The organism is Nitrococcus mobilis Nb-231 (genome assembly GCF_000153205.1).
Lineage (GTDB): Bacteria > Pseudomonadota > Gammaproteobacteria > Nitrococcales > Nitrococcaceae > Nitrococcus > Nitrococcus mobilis.
This window is the reverse complement of record NZ_CH672427.1, coordinates 1,235,681-1,256,541: the sequence shown is the minus strand read 5'-3', so window position 1 is coordinate 1,256,541 and position 20,861 is coordinate 1,235,681. Positions and strand designations below refer to the sequence as shown.

At 61.3% G+C, this 20,861-nt stretch carries 16 protein-coding genes and 1 pseudogene; 12 read left to right on the top strand and 5 right to left on the bottom strand.

The genetic code is table 11. The features are described from left to right. Positions 1-72 precede the first annotated feature (72 nt). Positions 73-5,799, bottom strand: a complete 5,727-nt coding sequence (locus tag NB231_RS16670) for a Calx-beta domain-containing protein (protein ID WP_005000516.1) — start codon at positions 5,797-5,799, stop codon at positions 73-75. 650 nt (positions 5,800-6,449) lie between these two features. Here NB231_RS16670 and NB231_RS05750 point away from each other — a divergent pair. Together NB231_RS05750 and NB231_RS05745 are read left to right on the top strand one after the other, a co-directional pair. Then, positions 6,450-6,635 carry a type II toxin-antitoxin system HicA family toxin gene (locus NB231_RS05750; protein WP_005000511.1) on the top strand — a complete coding sequence of 62 codons (186 nt, stop codon included), beginning with the start codon at positions 6,450-6,452 and terminating at the stop codon, positions 6,633-6,635. Between the two features lie 9 nt (positions 6,636-6,644). Beyond that, the gene (locus NB231_RS05745; protein WP_005000510.1) at positions 6,645-7,070 is read left to right on the top strand and encodes a type II toxin-antitoxin system HicB family antitoxin; all 426 of its coding nucleotides are present in this window, start codon (positions 6,645-6,647) and stop codon (positions 7,068-7,070) included. 497 nt (positions 7,071-7,567) lie between these two features. Here NB231_RS05745 and NB231_RS05735 read toward each other — a convergent pair whose 3' ends face one another. Continuing rightward, positions 7,568-7,777 (bottom strand): DUF433 domain-containing protein, encoded by a 210-nt coding sequence (locus tag NB231_RS05735; RefSeq protein ID WP_005000508.1) that lies wholly within the window; start codon positions 7,775-7,777, stop codon positions 7,568-7,570. Positions 7,778-8,023: 246 nt separating this feature from the next. Here NB231_RS05735 and NB231_RS05730 point away from each other — a divergent pair, with 246 nt between their 5' ends. The 3 genes and pseudogenes from NB231_RS05730 to NB231_RS19425 form a co-directional block, all read left to right on the top strand. Beyond that, positions 8,024-9,226 (top strand): M12 family metallopeptidase, encoded by a 1,203-nt coding sequence (locus NB231_RS05730; RefSeq protein ID WP_232210393.1) that lies wholly within the window; start codon positions 8,024-8,026, stop codon positions 9,224-9,226. A gap of 294 nt (positions 9,227-9,520) precedes the next feature. After that, a complete protein-coding gene (locus NB231_RS05725; RefSeq protein ID WP_005000505.1) occupies positions 9,521-10,297 on the top strand; it encodes an SIMPL domain-containing protein in 777 nt (258 codons plus the stop codon). 99 nt (positions 10,298-10,396) lie between these two features. Further along, positions 10,397-10,873: pseudogene (locus NB231_RS19425) on the top strand (DUF938 domain-containing protein); the annotation flags it as partial. A gap of 109 nt (positions 10,874-10,982) precedes the next feature. Here the strand turns inward: NB231_RS19425 and rpoE are convergent. The 3 genes from rpoE to NB231_RS05705 all read right to left on the bottom strand — a co-directional run bounded on the left by rpoE (position 10,983) and on the right by NB231_RS05705 (position 13,568). Beyond that, on the bottom strand, positions 10,983-11,687 hold the full coding sequence (gene rpoE, locus NB231_RS05715; RefSeq protein WP_005000503.1) for an RNA polymerase sigma factor RpoE: 705 nt from the start codon (positions 11,685-11,687) through the stop codon (positions 10,983-10,985). Positions 11,688-11,953: 266 nt separating this feature from the next. Continuing rightward, a complete protein-coding gene (locus tag NB231_RS05710; protein ID WP_005000501.1) occupies positions 11,954-12,691 on the bottom strand; it encodes a response regulator in 738 nt (245 codons plus the stop codon). Between the two features lie 352 nt (positions 12,692-13,043). Beyond that, complete coding sequence (locus tag NB231_RS05705) at positions 13,044-13,568, bottom strand: zinc ribbon-containing protein (protein ID WP_005000500.1); 525 nt, start codon at positions 13,566-13,568, stop codon at positions 13,044-13,046. A 231-nt stretch (positions 13,569-13,799) separates the two neighbouring features. Between NB231_RS05705 and leuS the strand changes: the two genes are divergently transcribed. The 7 genes from leuS to rlmH are packed head-to-tail and all read left to right on the top strand — an operon-like array spanning position 13,800 to position 20,813. Continuing rightward, positions 13,800-16,388: a leucine--tRNA ligase gene (gene leuS / locus NB231_RS05700; protein ID WP_040663285.1), complete on the top strand. Its 2,589-nt coding sequence runs from the start codon at positions 13,800-13,802 to the stop codon at positions 16,386-16,388. A gap of 8 nt (positions 16,389-16,396) precedes the next feature. Further along, positions 16,397-16,891 (top strand): LPS-assembly lipoprotein LptE, encoded by a 495-nt coding sequence (locus NB231_RS05695; RefSeq protein ID WP_040661909.1) that lies wholly within the window; start codon positions 16,397-16,399, stop codon positions 16,889-16,891. Between the two features lie 18 nt (positions 16,892-16,909). Continuing rightward, complete coding sequence (gene holA, locus NB231_RS05690; RefSeq protein WP_005000497.1) at positions 16,910-17,932, top strand: DNA polymerase III subunit delta; 1,023 nt, start codon at positions 16,910-16,912, stop codon at positions 17,930-17,932. 37 nt (positions 17,933-17,969) lie between these two features. Further along, positions 17,970-19,241, top strand: a complete 1,272-nt coding sequence (locus NB231_RS05685) for a glutamate-5-semialdehyde dehydrogenase (RefSeq protein ID WP_269593384.1) — start codon at positions 17,970-17,972, stop codon at positions 19,239-19,241. Next, positions 19,238-19,906: a nicotinate-nucleotide adenylyltransferase gene (nadD, locus tag NB231_RS05680; RefSeq protein ID WP_005000494.1), complete on the top strand. Its 669-nt coding sequence runs from the start codon at positions 19,238-19,240 to the stop codon at positions 19,904-19,906. The genes NB231_RS05685 and nadD overlap by 4 nt, the downstream gene beginning before the upstream one ends. A 55-nt stretch (positions 19,907-19,961) precedes the next feature. Continuing rightward, positions 19,962-20,336, top strand: a complete 375-nt coding sequence (rsfS, locus tag NB231_RS05675) for a ribosome silencing factor (RefSeq protein WP_005000493.1) — start codon at positions 19,962-19,964, stop codon at positions 20,334-20,336. 6 nt (positions 20,337-20,342) lie between these two features. Continuing rightward, positions 20,343-20,813 carry a 23S rRNA (pseudouridine(1915)-N(3))-methyltransferase RlmH gene (gene rlmH, locus NB231_RS05670; RefSeq protein ID WP_005000492.1) on the top strand — a complete coding sequence of 157 codons (471 nt, stop codon included), beginning with the start codon at positions 20,343-20,345 and terminating at the stop codon, positions 20,811-20,813. The last annotated feature ends 48 nt before the right edge of the window (positions 20,814-20,861 follow it).

Here is a 20,861-nt window from a genome sequence, read left to right as displayed (position 1 = left end):
GCCCTGAGCCCTTCGACCGGCTCGGGAGAGCCTTGTCGAAGGGCCTCTGCATAGGCGGAGTTTTCAGATTCTTTAAACAACCCCCGCTCCGGGATCCGAACCGACGCCGACGATCGGTAACGCTTCGAACTCGACGAAATCCACGGCGTAATCGCTGCCGTGCTGTTTGCCGCCATCAGCAAATGATTCCGAGCCAAATCCGTCGCCGGTACCGTTGCCGTAGGCTCCGAAGACGAACGCGTTGCCGTCGAAGGCGCCCGCGGAAAAAACGGCTTGGGTGAACCCCTGCGGGGCGGACACGGCGGCCTCCTGCGTGCCGGCCGCATTGTCGGCGAAAAAGAACTCCTCCGCGACCAGTTCACCGGCGTCGTTCAGCAGCTGTACGCGACCGGCTTCGGTGAAACCCGTGCCCTCGTCGTCCGTAAAGAGGCGGGACACCCCGAACCGGAACTCGGTTGCTTCCTGATTCAGCTCGAAGCGCAGCCCCTCCGTGCCGTCGATCTCTTGCCGAATGGCACTGGTCTGAAGCGTCTGACCGCTCACACCGAGATCGCCGGCCGCGATATCCCCTCCGGCAAGCGAGCCGCTGCCCGAGCTCTGGAAAAGAACATCCGTATAGGATTCATTACCGTCGGTCAGGTCCGCCTTGTGCGTGATGTCCACGCGGTCATCGGGATCGGTCCAGGCTTTCTCCCATGCGTCTCTGGTCGCCCGGGAAACCCGTACCGGCGCATCACCGAGGCGGATGGAGAATCCTTCGTTTTCAGGGTCGTCGTTGCGGATGATCCCTGCAGCACTGGCGTTGTCGGCATCGAGGGTGGCATCGGTGGGATCGGACAGGGTGACCGTGAATTCCTCGTCGTTCTCGAAGACCGTATCGCCGGCGACATTGACGGTGATGATTTGTTCGCTCTCGCCGGCGGCGAAGTTCACCCCCCCGCTGGGCAGCGTAGCCCCGGCGAAGTCGTCGGCTTGTGCCGGGTCGGCGCCGCTGCCGGTTACTGCGAACGCCACGGTGCTGGCGGCACTGAGATCGCCGCTGCGGGTTACCCGGAAGGTGAATGCCGTGGTGTCGGTATCACCTTCGGTCTGATCGGCATTGACCGCTTCGAGGGCGACCACCGTCGGTGGTTGAGGGTCCTCGTTGCGGATGAGCCCGGCAGCATTGGCGTTGTCCGCATCTATGGTGGCATCGGTGGGATCGGACAGAGTTACGGTGAAGCCCTCGTCGTTTTCGGGCACGGTGTCGCCGGCCACATTGACGATAATAATTTGCTCGCTTTCCCCTGCAGCGAAGTTCACCACGCCGCTGGGCAGTGTCGCACCAGCGAAGTCGTCGGCCTGGGCCGGGTCTGCGCCGCTGCCGGTCACTGCGAACGCCACCGTGCTGGCGGCACTGAGATCACCGCTGCGCGTCACCCGGAAAGTGAACGCGGTGGTATCGGCATCGCCCTCGGGCTGATCGGCATTGACTGCCTCAAGGGCGACTACCGTTTCGCCATCGTCGTCGCGAATGAGGCCTGCGGCACTCGCGTTGTCGGCATCGATGGTGGCATCAGTCGGGTCGGATAGGCTTACAGTGAAGCCCTCGTCGTTCTCGAAGACCGTATCGCCGGCGACATTGACGGTTACGATCTGCTCGCTTTCCCCTGCAGCGAAGTTCACCACGCCGCTGGGCAGTGTCGCACCAGCGAAGTCGTCGGCCTGGGCCGGGTCTGCGCCGCTGCCGGTCACTGCGAACGCCACCGTGCTGGCGGCACTGAGATCACCGCTGCGGGTTACTCGGAAAGTGAATGCCGTGGTGTCGGCATCGCCTTCGGGCTGATCGGCATTGACCGCTTCGAGCGCGACCACCGGCAGCCCGCCGTCGTCGTCGCGAATGATGCCTGCGGCACTCGCGTTGTCGGCATCGATGGTGGCATCAGTCGGGTCGGATAGGCTTACAGTGAAGCCCTCGTCGTTCTCGACCACCGTATCGCCGGCGACATCGACGGTTACGATCTGCTCGCTCTCGCCGGCGGCGAAGTTCACGACGCCGCTGGGTAGCGTGGCCCCGGCGAAGTCATCCGCCTGGGCCGGGTCTGCGCCGCTGCCGGTCACTGCGAACGCCACCGTGCTGGCGGCACTGAGATCACCGCTGCGGGTTAGTTGGAAGGTGAAAGCGGTTGTGTCGGTATCGCCCTCGGGCTGATCGGCATTGACCGCTTCGAGCGCGACCACCGGCAGTCCGCCGTCGTCGTCGCGAATGATGCCTGCGGCACTCGCGTTGTCGGCGTCGATGGTGGCATCAGTCGGGTCGGATAGGCTTACAGTGAAGCCCTCGTCATTCTCGACCACCGTATCGCCGGCGACATCGACGGTGATGATTTGCTCGCTCTCGCCGGCGGCGAAGTTCACCACGCCGCTGGGTAGCGTGGCCCCGGCGAAGTCGTCGGCTTGTGCCGGGTCGGCGCCGCTGCCGGTTACTGCGAACGCCACCGTGCTCGCCGCACTGAGATCGCCGCTGCGGGTCACTCGGAAAGTGAACGCGGTTGTGTCAGCATCGCCCTCGGGTTGATCGGCATCGACTGCTTCGATAGCGACCACTGGAGGTTGCTCGCCGTCGTCGTTGCGAATAACTCCATTCGCCGTGTTGTTGTTCGCATCGATAACAGTGTCGTCACTGGGATCGGACAAGCTGACGGTGAAACCTTCGTCGTTCTCGACCACCGTATCGCCGGCGACATTGACGGTGATGATTTGTTCGCTCTCGCCGGCGGCGAAGTTCACCACGCCGCTGGGCAGGGTGGCCCCGGCGAAGTCATCGGCCTGGGCGGGGTCTGCACTGGTACCGGTCACTGCGAACGCCACCGTGCTCGCCGCACTCAAATCCCCGCTGCGCGTTACTTGGAAGGTGAACGGCGTTGTTCCGGTATTCCCTTCGGGCTGATCGGCATTGACCGCTTCGAGGGCGAGCACCGGCTTCTCCGGAGTCGGCCCAACGTCGCCATCAATGATGGTGACCGTCCCCGTCGCGCCATCCGAGCCGTTGGCGATTTCCGCGGTGGGGGTGACCGTCAAGGTGAAGTTCTCATTTGGCTCTTCGACGCTGTCTCCGAGGATCGGTACGAAGGCGGCTTTCATGGTCTCGCCGGGTGCGAAGGTCACGCTGCCGCTGGTCTGGGTGTAGTCCTGACCGGCGGTGGCCTCGCCGTCGGCGGTTGTGAAGTTGAGCGTCAATTCCTGATCGGCCGGACGGGACAGCACAATGGGGACCGCCACCTCACGGGTGACGCCGTCGGCGCCCTCGACGATCTGAGCATTTTCCACGAACAGACCGAGCTTGTTGTTGGTACCGTCGTCATCCAGGATGATGCCGGTGGCTTGCAATGTTTTCACGCCATCTGGAAACACCGCGTTGGTGGGGTTAAAGAGTTCGACGACCACGCTCTCGTCGGCCTCGGTCAAGTTGTCCGCAAGCGACCTAATGCCGAACGTGGTGCTGGTCTCACCCGCATTGATGCGCACAGTGCTGAACGCTTCGTTAAAGTCCACGCGATCACCGAGTGCCGTGCCAGCCCCCTCCAAGGTTCGGAGTTCAACGGTTACCGCCTGGGTCGCCGGTTCGGAGAGTGTGACCTCGAACTGAATCGTCCCGTTCTCTATGGCCTGACCGCCTTGGATGCTGATCTCGGGCAGCGCGGCGGAGGTGTCATCGTCGAGGATCACGGCCTTGCCGACCGCGCCTTCGACGCCGTTGGCGATCGCCGCGGTGGGGGTGAACACCAGGTTGAAGAACTCGTTGGCCTCGGCCACGGTATCGCCGATGAGCGGCACGGCCACCGCCTTCATGGTCTCGCCCGGGGCGAAGGTCAGCGAGTCGGCGAGCGCCTGGTAGTCGGTGCCGGCCTGGGCCGAGCCGTCGGCGGTGGTGTAATCGAGTGTGATCGCGGTGTCCGAGGGGCGCGAGAGGGTGACCTCGAAGACCGCCTGCTGGCTGCCGTCGTCGCCCTCGACCAGCTGCACTGGGCTGACGAACAGCGCTCGCTTGGCTCCGGTGCCGTCGTCATCGAGGATCACCCCGGTCGCGCGCAGCGCGCCTGCGTCATCCGGGAATACCGCGTTGGTGGGGTTAAAGAGTTCGACGACCACGCTCTCGTCGGCCTCGGTCAGGTTGTCCGCAAGCGACCTAATGCCGAACGTGGTGCTGGTCTCACCCGCATTGATGCGCACAGTGCTGAACGCTTCGTTAAAGTCCACGCGATCACCGAGTGCCGTGCCAGCCCCCTCCAAGGTTCGGAGTTCAACGGTTACCGCCTGGGTCGCCGGTTCGGAGAGTGTGACCTCGAACTGAATCGTCCCGTTCTCTATGGCCTGACCGCCTTGGATGCTGATCTCGGGCAGCGCGGCGGAGGTGTCATCGTCGAGGATCACGGCCTTGCCGACCGCGCCTTCGACGCCGTTGGCGATCGCCGCGGTGGGGGTGAACACCAGGTTGAAGAACTCGTTGGCCTCGGCCACGGTATCGCCGATGAGCGGCACGGCCACCGCCTTCATGGTCTCGCCCGGGGCGAAGGTCAGCGAGTCGGCGAGCGCCTGGTAGTCGGTGCCGGCCTGGGCCGAGCCGTCGGCGGTGGTGTAATCGAGTGTGATCGCGGTGTCCGAGGGGCGCGAGAGGGTGACCTCGAAGACCGCCTGCTGGCTGCCGTCGTCGCCCTCGACCAGCTGCACTGGGCTGACGAACAGCGCTCGCTTGGCTCCGGTGCCGTCGTCATCGAGGATCACCCCGGTCGCGCGCAGCGCGCCTGCGTCATCCGGGAATACCGCGTTGGTGGGGTTAAAGAGTTCGACGACCACGCTCTCGTCGGCCTCGGTCAGGTTGTCCGCAAGCGACCTAATGCCGAACGTGGTGCTGGTCTCACCCGCATTGATGCGCACAGTGCTGAACGCTTCGTTAAAGTCCACGCGATCACCGAGTGCCGTGCCAGCCCCCTCCAAGGTTCGGAGTTCAACGGTTACCGCCTGGGTCGCCGGTTCGGAGAGTGTGACCTCGAACTGAATCGTCCCGTTCTCTATGGCCTGACCGCCTTGGATGCTGATCTCGGGCAGCGCGGCGGAGGTGTCATCGTCGAGGATCACGGCCTTGCCGACCGCGCCTTCGACGCCGTTGGCGATCGCCGCGGTGGGGGTGAACACCAGGTTGAAGAACTCGTTGGCCTCGGCCACGGTATCGCCGATGAGCGGCACGGCCACCGCCTTCATGGTCTCGCCCGGGGCGAAGGTCAGCGAGTCGGCGAGCGCCTGGTAGTCGGTGCCGGCCTGGGCCGAGCCGTCGGCGGTGGTGTAATCGAGCGTGATCGCGGTGTCCGAGGGGCGCGAGAGGGTGACCTCGAAGACCGCCTGCTGGCTGCCGTCGTCGCCCTCGACCAGCTGCACTGGGCTGACGAACAGCGCTCGCTTGGCTCCGGTGCCGTCGTCATCGAGGATCACCCCGGTCGCGCGCAGCGCGCCTGCGTCATCCGGGAATACCGCGTTGGTGGGGTTAAAGAGTTCGACGACCACGCTCTCGTCGGCCTCGGTCAGGTTGTCCGCAAGCGACCTAATGCCGAACGTGGTGCTGGTCTCACCCGCATTGATGCGCACAGTGCTGAACGCTTCGTTAAAGTCCACGCGATCACCGAGTGCCGTGCCAGCCCCCTCCAAGGTTCGGAGTTCAACGGTTACCGCCTGGGTCGCCGGTTCGGAGAGTGTGACCTCGAACTGAATCGTCCCGTTCTCTATGGCCTGACCGCTGGAGATCGTGATGATTGGATCCGCCATCTAAATTTTCTCCCTGTTGATTTGTTATTAAGCTTTAGTATTCAGAGATCTGGATTTGGAGCGGTGCATGCCACGGCTTTCAACCCTCACCCTGCGGATGCTTCGTTCCATCGCGAGTGAATGGTTGGCCTTTATTCTGTGACATGCCGGGCGATGTATTAGCGAGTTAGTTGTTACTTAACCGATCGCCCATGACGCAATGTGTAGCATCAAGAGAGCAGAACAGCCAGCTGATTTTGCAAAAAATTTGTATAAGCGGATTTTGTAGCGGAGGGGGCTTAGAAGGCAATATTTAGGCCGCTATTATCTTTATCATAGCTAAACAATACGTTGGATTTATAAATGCTCAGCTTGATCAGTCCAGGAAACAAAAAGTGTAAAAAATAACGACGTGAAGCAGTTCATTGATTGACTATTTTTTCGTCTGCCGGTCTGCGTCTTTTCCCTTGGGATGACGTGACCGAGGCCGAAATAGGAGTCATTCATTCGTGGCGGCGGGGGAAGTGGTTACTCGCCCGCGAACGTCTCCCGCGGTAGCGCGGCGAGCGTCCGGCGCTCGTCGTATTCGAGGCTCATCCGCTGTTCTCCTTATTGACGGGTGAAATACGCAACATAAATGTTATGCATAAAACACTTTTGTATAATGACCCATGAACAGCAAGCAATTCCAGAAGTGGCTTGCCAAGCAAGGTTGCACGTTCGAGACGAAGGGCCGCTCCGGTTATCTGCTGATACGGCGCGGCCATCGCAAAGCGGACCTGCCCATGCACGGCGGTGGTAAAGAGCTGGGTAAGGGCTTGATGGAGAAGATCAAGAAAGATTTAGGACTGAAATAAGGTGATGGGATGTTGAGTTACCCTGTAATCCTGACCCCTGATACCAACGGCACGCTGCTCGTGACGTGCCCGGACCTCCCCGAGGTGACGACCTTCGGCGAGGATGAAGCTGAGGCGCTTGCCCGCGCGGTGGACGCGCTCGAGACGATGATCGCCGCACGGATAGACGACCGCGAGGACGTGCCGTTGCCCTCCGAGCCGGGCGAAGGGCAGCGCGCGGTCCGCCTGTCGGCGCTCACTGCGGCCAAAGTGCTGCTCTACGCCGAGATGCGTGCGCAGGGGGTGCGCAAGGCGGAGTTGGCCCGACGGCTGCACTGGCACATGCCGCAGGTCGACCGACTGATCGACCTCAATCATGCCTCGCGGCTCGATCAGATCGAGGCCGCGCTCGCCGCACTCGGCAAGCGTCTCGATGTGACGGTCAAGGCTGCTTAGCGTGCCCGCCATGCGCCACCCTCCCGCCTCGGTGGCGAGCGCAGCATAGGTGGGGCTTATCACCAACTGCGCCCGCTGCTCGGTGCTCAACAGCGGCTTCTTGCCCACCTCCAAATCTTCTCTTCGGCAACGAAAGTATCACTTACTTTCGTGTTCGGAGAAATCGGCGCTATACCATTCCTTAGCAGCTTATCGTCACAGTCTTTCCAGGCTGAGGATTATTTAAAGCTTCGAGGATTTTCGGGACGAGTTGCAATAGATCTTGGAGTCGATTGGAATGCCCGTGCAGGACGAGGACCGCAATCGCGAATTTCGGCAGGTTTTGCTGGAAAGCGAGGTTTCGATCGACCGTGATGAAAACGTCAAAATCTCTTTCTGCCTTATAAAGGAGGTCCCCATTTCTCAGTCCGGCCCATCCCATCTCAGGTGCTGTGGAGACCTCGTGTCCAGTAATTTCCTTCGCAAGTCGCCTATCTATACACTCGTCGAGGAGAACTCTACGCGTTGGCAAGAAACCGCTCCTTGGTTTCCTCAAAAAAATCAATCACCTGTTGTCTGTCGACGGTTGGGAAGCCTTCTAGAAACTCCTCAATGGTACTACCCGCCTCAAGGTAGTCAATGAGCGTTTGCATCGGGACGCGGGTCCCTTTAAATACCGGCGTGCCGCCCATGATCTGGGGATCTGAGATAATTACGTTTGATTTCATAGACGAAGCAGTAACTCACGAAGAGGATAAAATCAAGCCGCAGGAAATGGGATGTCGAGCACTCGCAGACTGTAGTTTCCATTCAGCAGCACCCCTTGCTCTGTGCATAGCTGGGCCTGTGTCTTTTGTCCGAGTCCACGAGGCACACTTGAGTATGCGCGGGCCGGCCTAGCCGGTGATCCGTTGTTGACTCTAGCGGATGTGAAAGCACGCCAGCCCCACGAGCGTACTATCGTCGAAGCAACTATGCTTCATAAGAATCCCATCAGCACCTTGGGGAGCTCAGCAATGTCCGTCGAAAAGTTAAAACCGCTTTCCAAGCAGATTGAAAAACTGGCCAGTAGACTCGATCGGCTCGAGGCGCAGCTGAGAACCGGCCAACGCCGGCCGGAAAGCACGCAAGAGAACGCGTCTGAGCGGTTCTGTAGCCTGCCGGAAGTTCCCGAACGAACTTTCGAACGCGACGTCTCCCTGCATCGCGCTCGCTTAATTCGCTATCTCGATAAGAAGTGGGTCAATGGCACTAAGCTGCGGTATTACTTTTTCAAAAGCGGCCCTTTCTCGGGCGAAGACACGCAGAAAGCGCTCGTCCGGGAAGGATTCGATGTCTGGAAAGCGGTTGGAATCGGTATTGGTTTCGAAGAGGTTGCGGACATCGGCGAATCCGAAGTCCGGATCGGCTTTCTCTCCGGTGATGGCGCCTGGTCGTATGTAGGGCGAGACGTGATCGATATTCCTGGCCAGTCGGAGCGCACCATGAATTTCGGATGGGATCTCACACAAGACCCGCGTGGAGTGGATACGCCGGTTCATGAGATTGGGCATACCCTTGGCTTTCCGCACGAGCACCAGAACCCATTTGCCGGGATCATCTGGGATGAGGAGGCGGTGTACAACTACTTCGGCGGTCCGCCGAACAACTGGTCTCGTGAGACCACGCACCACAATGTGTTGAAAAAGCTTCTACCCGGCGCTGTCGAAGGGTCGGAGTGGGATCCTGATTCCATCATGCACTATAAGTTTCAAGCAGGCTTGATTGAGAAACCGGAGGAGTATCAGGAGGGGCTGACGCCGCAACCGGGGCTGTCGGACTCCGACATCGAAGAAGTGCGTCGTTTGTATCCTCCCCAGGATGATTCGAGCAACCCCACGCTTGAGCCGTTCAAGTCAGAAGTGCTGTCGCTCGCCCCCGGCGAGCAGAAGAACTTTGCGGTCGTGCCTGGGGTGACGCGTGAATACACAATTCAAACTTTCGGTGCATCCGACACGGTCATGGTGCTGTTCGAGGATCAAGGCGGTAACCTGAAATTCGTCGACGGCGATGATGACAGCGGTAGCCACTTGAACGCCCGAATTCGCGCTCGGCTTTACCAGGGTAGGCGCTATATTCTCCGGATACGCCTATATTTCAATTTTTCCGCAGGTGATATGGCCATCATGATGTGGTAGAGGCTCTACCGTTGGAGGGCGCTGGATTCCAGTTCCCGGCTATTTTGTTCGAGCGGCCTGGCGCTTTTCGACTACAGCGGTCGGGGCTGCGAGTGATGCGCCGCTGCGCCTTCGAGCCGCCAGAGAATGGGGAGGCTTCAAGCCGCTGGATGCGCGCCTTTTGGGCGGTCAAAGTCGCGGATAAGACTTGAATGTGTAGTGTACGGTTAGACGGATACCTCATTATTCGGGTTTGAACGGCGGTTTGGATGCGTTCGAAATGCAAGAGTTGATCGGAGCCATGGGGGATAGACGATGGCCGGGTGGGAGCGCAACAACGCAATTGCGCTGATCGTATTCGGAGCGATCCTGGCTGTCGGCATGGTGGGCTCGGCGTGGGTCGTGATGAGAGGCGTCGAGTACGTGAAGTTGTTCGATACGTCGATGATCAGCGTCACCGGCTCCAGCCACGAGGTGGTCGATTCGGATACGGTTAAGTGGGTGGGGCGCTTTACCCGAACGGTAGACAGCACGGACGTGGCAGCGTTGGAGACGGGCTACGCTCGGCTTCAGAAGGATTTGGCCGAGATCGTCGCGCTGCTGGGCGCGCAGGGTTTTCAGCGCGACAAACTGGTAATCTCGCCGGTGCAACAGAATCCGCGCTATCAGCGCTGCGGCTACCAGAGCCCGCCTGGCTGCGTGGACAAGGTGATGGGTTACGATCTGGGGCAGACGGTGACCATCGATTCCGAGCAAGTGCAGCGAGTGACGGCGCTGGCGCAGGACATGACGCCGTTTTTGAAGCAGGGGATCAGCCTCGCCACGCAGACTCTGGCCTACTACTACAGCAAGCTGCCGCAGATGCGCCGTGAGCTCCTCGCCAAGGCCATCCACGATGCCCAGCAGCGTGCCGAGAGCATCGCCGGGACCACCGGCGCGCAGGTGGGGCCGCTGCGCTCGGTGGATAGCGGCGTATTCCAGGTGACCGCGCTGCACTCCACCAATGTCTCCAGTGTCGGTGTCTACAATACCGCAACGATCACCAAGCGGATTACCGGTGTGGTGCACGCGAGTTTCGTGCTCGAGCGGTAAGCCGTCTGGTCTCACGTTATAAGCGCTAAATAGAGCAACGCACTACACTGATTCCGATAAAGCTCGGCAACTGCGAGATAGAGTAAATGGTGGAGCAAGATGGCAAGCGATCTGCAGCGACCCTTCTGCGCCGCGGCGGATCGTAACAAGGCCCCGATACTCGATGTGCTCAGACATGTTTTCACCGAGGCGGGATGCATTTTGGAGATCGGCAGCGGCACCGGGCAGCACGCCGTCTATTTCGCGACCAATTTGCCGCATGTAACTTGGCAGGCAACTGAGCTGCCAGCGGAGCTTGGCGGGATTGAAGCATAACGGCGGGAGGCGGCGTTGGCCAACCTCCCGCCCCCATTAGCCCTGGATGTGCGCCGTGATCCCTGGCCTGTGACCCGCGTCGCCGGCGCCTTTTCGGCCAACACGGCGCACATCCTCTCCTGGTCGAGCGTTGAGTGCATGTTCGCTGGGCTCGCGCGGGTTGTGGGGCCAGGGGGCCTGTTCTGCCTCTACGGTCCTTTCAATGAGGGCGGTGAGTACACCAGCGCGGGCAATGCGCAGCTCGACGTTTGGTTGCGCGCGCGTAACGAGCGAGACGCGCGTGACAATGGTTCCCGGAGTATCACACCCGTAGGGTGCTTACTTAGCGAGAACGGATTCGGCAGTTATCCGCGTTGCCGGGTGCCCGTCGTCATTCCAGCAGGGGGCGCAGGCGCTTGTCGATGGTTTCGCGGGCGCGGTAAATACGTGAGCGCACTGTCCCGATCGGGCAATCCATCACCTGTGCCACCTCCTCATAGGTCAAGCCATTGAGCACCCGCAAGATAAGCGCGGTGCGCAGGTCCTCCGGTAGTTCCTCGAGGGCCAGTGACACGGTGTGCTCGATCTCGTCGCGCAGGGCAAGCGCCTCGGGCGAATCGTGATCCTTCAGCCGGAAATCAATCCCGTAGCGCTCGGCCTCTTGGGCATCGATGTCCTGGTCGGGCAGCCGCCTGCCGAGCGCGACCAGGTGATTTTTCGCCGTATTGAGCCCGATGCGGTAGAGCCAGGTGTAAAAACCGCTGTCGCCGCGGAACTTGGGCAATGCGCGGTACGCCTTGAGGAATGTTTCCTGCGCCACATCCAGCGCTTCGGTCTGATCGTGGATGTAGCGGGAGATCAGCTTGAAAAGCTTGTGTTGATACTTTTGGACTAGCGCATTGAAGGCCTGTTTGTCGCCGGCTTGCACACGCGCGACCAGCATTTGATCGAGCTGGGAATTGGAAAGCGTTTGGGCAAGCGGTGCGCCGCCCGCAGAGTCGGGTTGATCCCCGCGCGCCTTTAAGTGGGGCACTTGCTTCGAAGTGGCGGCGACCAGGTTTTCGTAGCCGAGACACGTTTCGGTTTGCACTGCCATCGCATATCCCTCCCTGTTTTGGTGTTGCTAGACAGGAACGCGGGCCTGTTTTTTGGTCACATTGCCTCATCACCGTCTGCCAAGGGCAGGACTGGCGGTGGAAGCGGCCGCGAGTCAGTTCTCGGTACCTGTTCTAGCCGGATTTTTGCTTTGGCCGTGGGTTTAAGTATGAATAACCTCTTGTGAATAACGACGCGGGTAAACCCTCGTTAACCGGCGGTAGAGCCCCCGAATCGAGCCAGCGCGATCATTCTCTGTGATCCATATCACGCTGCCGGTTCATCTATCGGCCGCTCCGGCGGAATGATCCCCATGCGCATCGCATAACGCACCAAGCTTGGAACATCGTGAATGTCGAGCCGATGCATCAGCTCGGAGCGATGTGCTTCTACGGTTTTGATGCTCAGATGCAGCAGATCAGCGATGTCACTATTGGTATTGCCCTCGACGATGAGTTGCAGTATTTGCCGTTGCCGCGGGGTCAAAACCTCGAGCTCTCCGCCTTCTTGCTTGCTGGTCTGGCCGAGGTAGTCGAGGCACTCGTCGAGGACATCGGTGACAACGGCGGGGGAGAGATAAATCTTGCCTTTGCGCACCGATTCGATGGCCAATTCGAGCTCCGTGTTCGTTGCCTCTTTGAGCAGATAACCGCGGGCACCGGCTTTGAGAGCACGTTGCACATAGTCGGAATTGGCATACATGGACAGGATGAGGACCTGGGCGTCTGAGGATTTGAGCAGCTGCGCCGTGGCCTCCACGCCATTCAAGACGGTCATCGAGATGTCCATCAGCACGAGATCGGGGTTCAGGGAGCGAGCCAGCCGGCATGCTTCGAGGCCGTTGGCCGCTTCGCCGACGATCTCGACGGCGGGTATTTGCTCCAATAATTTGCGGAGGCCCGCGCGTACGAGGGCGTGATCGTCGGCCAGAAGGATGCGCAGCGGTTTCTTTATGTTATATGTCTTTTGCCGTGTTTGTTTAGTGCGGGTAGGTGGATTTGGCATTTCCTTTCTCCGTTGCTTTTGCTGGAGTGTAGTTTCGTGTGCCTGCGGCCGGAAGCGGAGAGCGTATGCGTTTTGGGATAGGGTCAACGTGCCCTCTTGGCATCGCCCAAGCCTCCGGGGTGACGGCGCCGCATCGTACGCGAAAGCGCGGCGTTCGCTCTTTGAATCGATCGCACAGCCGCCCCTCTAGGGCAGTTGATTGTCCCCAGCTTTTTTACTGATTCAGAGAAGAGCCTGAATCGACCCGGGTAAAAACGCCCGGTTATTCAAGCATAGAATAAAATCGAGGGTTCTTTTGCTTAAACGGCGCCCCGGCAGGCAAAAAAACCGTGCCATCGGCGCCTGCGGTTAGCTATTGTTCTGATCGATCCCGCCTCTTGGAGGTCGGAGCGCGCCGGTAGACCGAACCCTGGCATTGCGGGCAAACCGGGATGGGTTCCGCCTGGGTGAAGCGGATGACCGCGCCGCAGTTGCTGCAGGTAAGGGCGCCGGGTCCGGCGACCTCACCTGCATAGTAGTCCGACGTTTGCTGCTGCTGCAGTTCGCGTTGCAGCGCCATCCACTCCAGGCGGGTCCGGTCGGCCACGGAGGAGAAGCGATCCCAGATCCAGTTCTCGACCAGCTGCAGGTCCATCCGCAGCCAGCTCTTGAGATCTTCATCGGTCGTTGCAGAATAACGGGCGGCGTCTTCGACATCCCGGCGTAGGAAGCTGCCTACGCGCTCCGCCTCCTCTCGCGTGAGTTCGCCCAGTTCGACCGCCCGCTCCTTGACCGTCTCGAGGGCTTCATGCAGCTTCGCGTGCTCCATGGCGTGGCGAAGGCGATCGAGCATTCGCTCATAGGCATGGGCATGGTGGTCGCGGTTGCGCTCAGTCATAGTCGCTCCCCGGTGGGCTGTTTGCTTTATTCTGCGCCCATCGGCGGGTTTCACCAAGACTGACGGGAGTGTGTGGGAATGTAAGCGCGCCGTCGGCTCGGAATTGCGTCGGGCGGTGGTGCAAAGCCGTGGCGCTACGGTATCCTTTTGGGCTGCCGTTGGGATGGCGGCGGGAATTCGGGCGGGTGTGTCCGCATGTCAAGTGTTGATCGGGGGATGCAGCGAAAAGCGATGGAAGAGATTTACCAGCCGGAGGAAATCGAGGCGCAGGCCCAGCGATTCTGGGAGGAGAATGACACGTTCCGGGCCACGGAGGATCCGGCTCGCCCGAGCTATTATTGTCTATCCATGTTTCCGTACCCTAGCGGTAAGCTGCATATGGGGCATGTGCGCAATTACACTATTGGTGATGTCGTTGCGCGCTATCAGCGCATGCTCGGCCGGAACGTGCTGCAACCCATGGGTTGGGACGCCTTCGGATTGCCGGCGGAGAACGCTGCGATTCAAAACAGAGTGCCGCCGGCCCAATGGACTCGGCAGAACATCACCTACATGCGCCGGCAGCTCAAGCGACTCGGCTTCGGCTACGATTGGCATCGCGAGATCGCCACCTGCGAGCCCTCCTACTACCGCTGGGAGCAGTGGCTGTTCACCCGTTTGTTCCGTAAGGGGCTGGTCTATAAAAAGACGGCTACGGTCAACTGGGATCCGGTCGATCAGACGGTGCTTGCCAACGAGCAAGTGATCGATGGCAAGGGTTGGCGCTCGGGTGCCGCGGTGGAGCGGCGCGCCATTCCGCAGTGGTTTTTGAAGATCACCGCGTATGCCGACGAGCTGTTGGGGGCTTTGGACGAACTCCCTGGATGGCCTGAGCAGGTCAAGACCATGCAGCGCAATTGGATCGGCCGCTCCGAAGGAGTCGAGATCGAATTTGCGCTGCCGGATCGGGATGCGCCACTTAAGGTGTTCACCACGCGCCCGGATACGCTCTTTGGTGTGACCTATATGGCGCTCGCCGCCGAGCACCCGCTGGCCGCCGAGGCGGCACGGAGCAATCGCGAGCTTGCCGCCTTCATCGAGCGCTGTAAGGCGAATTCGGTGTCCGAGGCGGTGCTGGCCACCACCGAGAAAGTCGGCCTGGATACGGGCTTGCGTGCGTTGCACCCGCTTACCGGAGAGCTTGTGCCGATTTGGGTGGCCAACTTCGTTTTGATGGAGTACGGCTCTGGTGCGGTGATGGCGGTGCCGGCTCATGACCAGCGCGACTGGGATTTCGCCATGGCCTACGCCTTGCCCATCCGGGAGGTGGTCGCCCCCGGCGCGGGCGGCACGAGCGATCTCGCTCAGGCCGCTTACATAGAACCGGGTGTGCTGGTGAGCTCCGGTGAGTTCTCCGGGCTTACCTCGCAGCAGGCCAGTGGGGCCATTGCCGAGCGCCTCGAGGCCATGGGTTGCGGCAAACGCCGCATTACCTATCGACTGCGCGATTGGGGCGTTTCCCGGCAGCGCTACTGGGGTGCGCCGATCCCGATGCTGCACTGCCCGCACTGTGGCGATGTGCCGGTGCCCGATGAAGAGTTGCCCGTCGTGCTGCCGGAGGAGGTTGAATTCGACGGGGCGGGCTCGCCGCTGCAGCGTTTGCCGGCCTTCTACCAGGCCCGGTGTCCCGAATGCGGCGGCGCGGCACGGCGCGAAACCGACACCTTCGATACTTTCATGGAGTCGTCGTGGTATTACGCGCGTTTTGCCTGTGCGGATAATATACAGGCGATGCTCGACTCCCGCGCGGCTTATTGGACGCCGGTGACTCAATACATCGGTGGTATCGAGCACGCTATTTTGCACCTGCTTTATGCGCGGTTCTATCATAAGCTCCTGCGGGATGAGGGCTTGCTCGCCTCCGACGAGCCGTTCACCCAGCTGCTCACCCAGGGGATGGTGCTCAACAGCATTTTCTTCCGCCGCACCCCGGCGGGAGGCATCGTCTATTACAGTCCGGCCGAGATCGAGCTGCGCTACGACGAGCGGGGCCAGCCCGCCGGTGCCGTGCTCAGAAGTGACGGCCAACCGGTGGAATCCGCCGGCATGGGCACCATGTCCAAGTCCAAGAACAACGGTGTGGACCCGCAAGCGCTGGTGGAGCGTTTCGGTGCCGACACGGTGCGGCTGTTCATCCTGTTTGCGGCGCCGCCCGAGCAAGCACTGGAGTGGTCCGACAGCGCCGTTGAGGGCGCATACCGCTTTCTTAAACGGCTCTGGAATCTGGTCTTGGCGCATGTCACCGACGGTCCGGCCCGTGCGCCGGAGCCCGCCCAGTTGACGCCGCCACAGCAGGCGATGCGACGTAAGATTCACGAGACGATCCAAAAGGCGAGTGACGATGTGGGTAGGCGGTTTACCTTCAATACGGCTATTGCCGCCGTCATGGAGCTTGCCAACGCCTTGAGCCGTTTCGATGACAGCAGCGATCAGGGGCGTGCCGTGCGCCAAGAGGGTCTGGAGGCCAGCGTGCTGATTTTGGCGCCGATGGTGCCGCATATCGCGCACCGGCTCTGGTATGAGTTAGGGCATAGTGACGCCGTCGTCGACGCGGAGTGGCCCACGGTGGATGAGGCGGCGCTGCGGCGGGACGTGGTCGACTTGGTGGTCCAGGTCAACGGCAAGCGGCGCAGCTGCATTCAGGTGGCTGTCGATGCGGAGCAGGAAGCCATCCGCGCGGCGGCATTGAACGACCCGAATGTCCGTCGTTTCACCGCCGACAAGCACATCGAGCGCGTCATTGTCGTGCCCGCTCGGTTGGTGAATGTGGTTGCCCGATGAGCCTTTCGATGCTGGCTCGCTTATCCCAGCTGCTTGTGGTCGCGCTTCTGGTAGGTTGCGGCTGGCATCTGCGGGGTTCGGGTGGCGGTGCCGATTTGGAAGGCGTCATGGTTTATGTGCTGCCGGAGATGGGCGAGGGCGAGCTCGCCAACGTCACGACCGATACCCTGCGCAATTACGGCGCGCAAGTGGTCGGTGACCAGCCGGTCGCCGACTGGGTCTTGGTCCTGCTGGGTCAGCAAACCAACCGCCGGACGGTATCCGTCACGTCGCAGGGTCAGGCCCGAGCCTATGAGCTGAGCTATACCCTGCACTTTCGCGTGGACACTGCAGAGGGCGAAGCCCTGTTGGACGAGCAGACGGTCGCGCCCCAAGTGGTCTATCAGGCGGATCCACAGAATGTACTCGGTAGAGAGAGCCAGGAGCGGCGACTTATTGAGCAGCTGCGCCGCCAAGCGCTTGATCTGATGATGGGGCGGCTGGCCGGCATCCCCCGATCTTGACGGCTACGGTTTAAGAGCGTGGCGAAGATTCGCATCGACGAGCTGGAGCGGCATTTGAGCGGACGCCTCGCCCCAGTGTGGTTGGTGGCCGGCGAAGAGCCACTGCTCATCGACGAGGCAGGCGCAGGTATTCGTGCGGCGGCCCGTACGGCTGGGTATTCCGAGCGCCAAGTGCTGCACGCCGAGACGGACGGTTTTGACTGGAGACAGTTAGGCGCGGCGGCGGGTAATCTTTCTTTATTCAGCGAACGCCGGTTGATTGAGCTTCGCTTGCCGGGGGGGAAGCCTGGAGCCGGCGGCGCCCAGGCCTTGCAGGCGTATTGCCGGGCGCCGCCGGCCGACACGTTGTTGTTGGTGGCCAGCGCGCGACTCGATGCTCGGCAGCGCCGCGGCGCCTGGGTAGAGGCGCTCAGTCGGGCTGGCGTGATGCTCTATATCTGGCCCGTGGGTCGGCGGGATCTTCCACGCTGGATAATGCAGCGGTTACACTCGCGCGGTTTGATCGCTGATCGGATGGTCGTCGAACTGCTTGCCGAGCGTGCCGAGGGCAATCTGTTGGCCGCCGCGCAAGAGGTGGAAAAACTGTATTTGTTGTTGGGTGCGGGCCAGGTGGACTTGGCTGCCGCGCGTCGCGCCGTAGTGGACAGCGCACGCTACGATGTTTTCGATCTGAGCGAAGCGGTGCTCGGCGGCGGCTGTACGCGTGTGGCTCGTATCTGTCGCGGCCTGCAGGAGGAGGGCACCGAGCCGACGTTGGTGCTGTGGGCGCTGGCGCGCGAGCTACGGGTACTGGCAACCCTGTCGGCGCTGGCGGGGGATGCGCGCCGAATCAATGAGCTGTTTCGCCAGCATCGGATCCCCAAGCATCGCCAACCCCGGCTGTGTCAACTTGCGGCTGGCACCACGGCCGATGCCTGGGAGGGGTTGTTGGCCCGAGCGGCCGGGGTTGATCGAGTGATCAAAGGAGCGGCGCCCGGTCGGCCTTGGGATGAACTGTTACAATTGAGTTTTGAGCTGACGGCATTGGCGGCGGCGATTTGAAGATTGCCGCAGGCAAGCGCCGAATCGGACGGAGACAGTGCAGATGCACAGTTCGGAGGTACGTGACTACATGCAGGGTATCGGCCGCGCGGCACAAGCGGCGGCCCGGATATTGGCGCGCGCCAGCAGCGCCCAGCGCAATACGGCGTTGTTGGCCGTAGCCGAGCAGCTGCAGAGCGAGCGCCAACGGCTCAAGGAAGCTAATGAGTGCGATCAGGAAGTGGGTCGGGCCGGCGGGTTGGAACCCGCACTCCTGGACCGTTTGGGTCTGAGCGACGCTCGGATTGATGACATGGCCGAGGGGCTGCGCCAAATCGCGGCGCTGCCCGATCCGATCGGCGCCGTTCGGGATCTGCACAGCCGCCCCTCGGGGATCCAGGTAGGCCGCATGCGGGTGCCGCTCGGCGTCGTTGGCATCATCTATGAAGCTCGGCCCAATGTGACCGCGGATGCCGCCGGATTGTGCCTGAAATCCGCCAATGCGGTCATTCTGCGGGGCGGGTCCGAGGCCATCCACTCCAATCAGGCCATTGCCGATTGCATCCGTCGCGGGCTTGCAGTGAGCGAGTTGCCCCGGGAGGCCGTGCAGGTGGTGGAGATAACCGATCGTGCGGCGGTCGGTGAGTTGATCACGATGGATGAGTATCTTGATGTGCTCGTTCCCCGCGGCGGTAAAGGGTTGGTCGAGCGATTGCTGCGCGAGGCCACGGTGCCCATGATCAAGCATCTGGACGGTGTCTGCCATGTCTATGTCGATGATCAAGCCGATCCGGAGAAAGCCGCGCGGATCGCCTATAATGCCAAAACGCAACGCTATGGCACGTGCAACACTATGGAGAGCCTGCTGATCGCCGAGGCCATCGCGCCGCAACTGCTCCCGCGACTGATCGATCTTTACCAGCAGGCCGGGGTGGAGTTGCGGGGCTGCGAGCGTACCCGAGCGCTCGCGCCGGCCATACCGGCGGCTACGGAAGCGGACTGGCGAGCCGAATACCTCGCCCCGATACTGGCCATTCGGATCGTTGCCGATTTGGACGAGGCGATCGAACACATCGAGCGCTATGGCTCGCATCACACGGACAGCATAGTGACCGAAAACTATACGCGTGCCTGGCGCTTCCTACGCGAAGTCGATTCCAGCTCGGTCATGGTCAACGCCTCGACACGTTTTGCCGACGGCTTTGAATATGGGCTCGGCGCCGAGATCGGCATCAGCACCGCTAAGCTGCACGCCCGGGGGCCGGTTGGGCTCGAGGGCTTGACCACTGAAAAATACGTGGTGTTGGGCGACGGCCATATCCGCGAATGAGGCGCGACACGGCGGTCCATGGCGCGCCGATCGGTCTATTGGGTGGGACTTTCGACCCCGTTCATCACGGCCATCTTCGCCCCGCAATCGAATTGCAGGAGCGATTGGGCTTAGCGGAAATGCGTCTTGTTCCCGGCCATGTCCCGCCCCATCGACGCCCACCCCGCGCGGATTCTGAGCAGCGGCTGCGTTTGCTGCAATACGCGGTGGTGGGTGCGCCGGGTCTGGTGGTCGATGCCCGGGAGCTGCGTCGCGGCGGTTATTCCTATACGGTGGCTACGCTGTATGAGCTGCGTGCGGAGTTGGGGTCGCGCCCGCTGTGCTTCGTGTTGGGCAGCGATGCTTTTCTGGGGCTAGCCAGCTGGTATCGCTGGCGCGATCTTGAGACGCTGGCCCATCTGGTGGTAATGCGGCGGCCGGGGCACGCCTTGCGGCTCGGTGACGAACTGGCCGAATGGACCGCGGCTCGGCAGGTGCTCGATCCGGCCGCTCTGCGTGGTTGCAGCAGTGGGTTAATCTTGTTTCAGGAGACCACGCCGCTTGATATTTCGGCGTCCCGGATCCGGCGGCTCATCGCCCAGGGCCGCTCGGCTCGTTACCTGGTACCGGATTTGGTATGGGGGTGTATCGCCAAAGAGGGGTTGTATGGTTATCCGCAGATCTGAACAGGCTCAGTAGCAGTTCTCCAGCCGCGGCGGAGAAGGAGGTCGACAGGACTTGATGATGAAACCGGTCAAGGCCGTAGATGAGGTGCGACGAATCATCCAGACGGCGTTGGAGGATATCAAGGCTGAAAATGTGGTCGTGCTCGATGTGCGCCGCCGTACTTCCATTACCGACTTTATGGTGTTCGCTAGCGGCACCTCGCGTCGGCACGTCAAATCGATCGCTGATCGTATCCTCGAGGCAGCCAAACGCAACGCCATCCATGCGCTAGGTGTCGAAGGGGAAGAGAGTGCTGAGTGGATCCTCATCGATTTGGGTGATGTGGTGATTCATGTGATGCAGCTCTCTGCCCGGGAGTTTTATCGGCTCGAGCACATGTGGGGCATGGAATCCGAAGACGAGACGAGCGGATTCGGGGAAGGGTCTTGATAGATCATGGAACTGCGCCTGATCGCAGTCGGGCAGCGCATGCCGCGCTGGGTCGAGGAGGGCTGGCGGGAATTCGCCCGACGGATGCCGGCTCAGTTGCCGCTGCGTTTGCTGGAAGTGCCGCTGGGACGGCGCGGTCGGCACCAGAGCATCGACGCGGCGTTGGCCGAGGAAGGGAGGCGGGTGCTTACCGCGGCCGGCAACGCGCGGATTGTGGCGCTCGATTGCCGGGGGCACCCGCTCAGTACCAGCGGAGTCGTTGCGCGTATGGAGGGGTGGTTGCAGGACGGGCGCGATGTCGCCTTGCTGATCGGCGGCCCGGATGGTTTGTACCGGGAGTGTCTGACCCAGGCGGAATACCGTTGGTGCCTGTCGCCGTTGACCTTGCCACACATGCTCGTTCGGGTCATCGTCGCGGAACAGCTATACCGCGCCTGGACTGTGCTGCAAAATCATCCTTATCATCGAGGCGGATGAGCCACAGGCGTTATGAGCCTGCAGCGCCGTCTCGCGAGCAAGCCGCAT

Bases quoted from the DNA above. Each gene is read 5' to 3' on its own strand.
- NB231_RS16670 (WP_005000516.1), bottom strand. From the start codon at position 5,799: ATGGCGGATCCAATCATCACGATCTCCAGCGGTCAGGCCATAGAGAAC.
- NB231_RS05750 (WP_005000511.1), top strand. From the start codon at position 6,450: ATGAACAGCAAGCAATTCCAGAAGTGGCTTGCCAAGCAAGGTTGCACG.
- NB231_RS05745 (WP_005000510.1), top strand. From the start codon at position 6,645: ATGTTGAGTTACCCTGTAATCCTGACCCCTGATACCAACGGCACGCTG.
- NB231_RS05735 (WP_005000508.1), bottom strand. From the start codon at position 7,777: ATGAAATCAAACGTAATTATCTCAGATCCCCAGATCATGGGCGGCACG.
- NB231_RS05730 (WP_232210393.1), top strand. From the start codon at position 8,024: ATGCTTCATAAGAATCCCATCAGCACCTTGGGGAGCTCAGCAATGTCC.
- NB231_RS05725 (WP_005000505.1), top strand. From the start codon at position 9,521: ATGGCCGGGTGGGAGCGCAACAACGCAATTGCGCTGATCGTATTCGGA.
- rpoE (WP_005000503.1), bottom strand. From the start codon at position 11,687: ATGGCAGTGCAAACCGAAACGTGTCTCGGCTACGAAAACCTGGTCGCC.
- NB231_RS05710 (WP_005000501.1), bottom strand. From the start codon at position 12,691: ATGCCAAATCCACCTACCCGCACTAAACAAACACGGCAAAAGACATAT.
- NB231_RS05705 (WP_005000500.1), bottom strand. From the start codon at position 13,568: ATGACTGAGCGCAACCGCGACCACCATGCCCATGCCTATGAGCGAATG.
- leuS (WP_040663285.1), top strand. From the start codon at position 13,800: ATGGAAGAGATTTACCAGCCGGAGGAAATCGAGGCGCAGGCCCAGCGA.
- NB231_RS05695 (WP_040661909.1), top strand. From the start codon at position 16,397: ATGCTGGCTCGCTTATCCCAGCTGCTTGTGGTCGCGCTTCTGGTAGGT.
- nadD (WP_005000494.1), top strand. From the start codon at position 19,238: ATGAGGCGCGACACGGCGGTCCATGGCGCGCCGATCGGTCTATTGGGT.
- rsfS (WP_005000493.1), top strand. From the start codon at position 19,962: ATGATGAAACCGGTCAAGGCCGTAGATGAGGTGCGACGAATCATCCAG.
- rlmH (WP_005000492.1), top strand. From the start codon at position 20,343: ATGGAACTGCGCCTGATCGCAGTCGGGCAGCGCATGCCGCGCTGGGTC.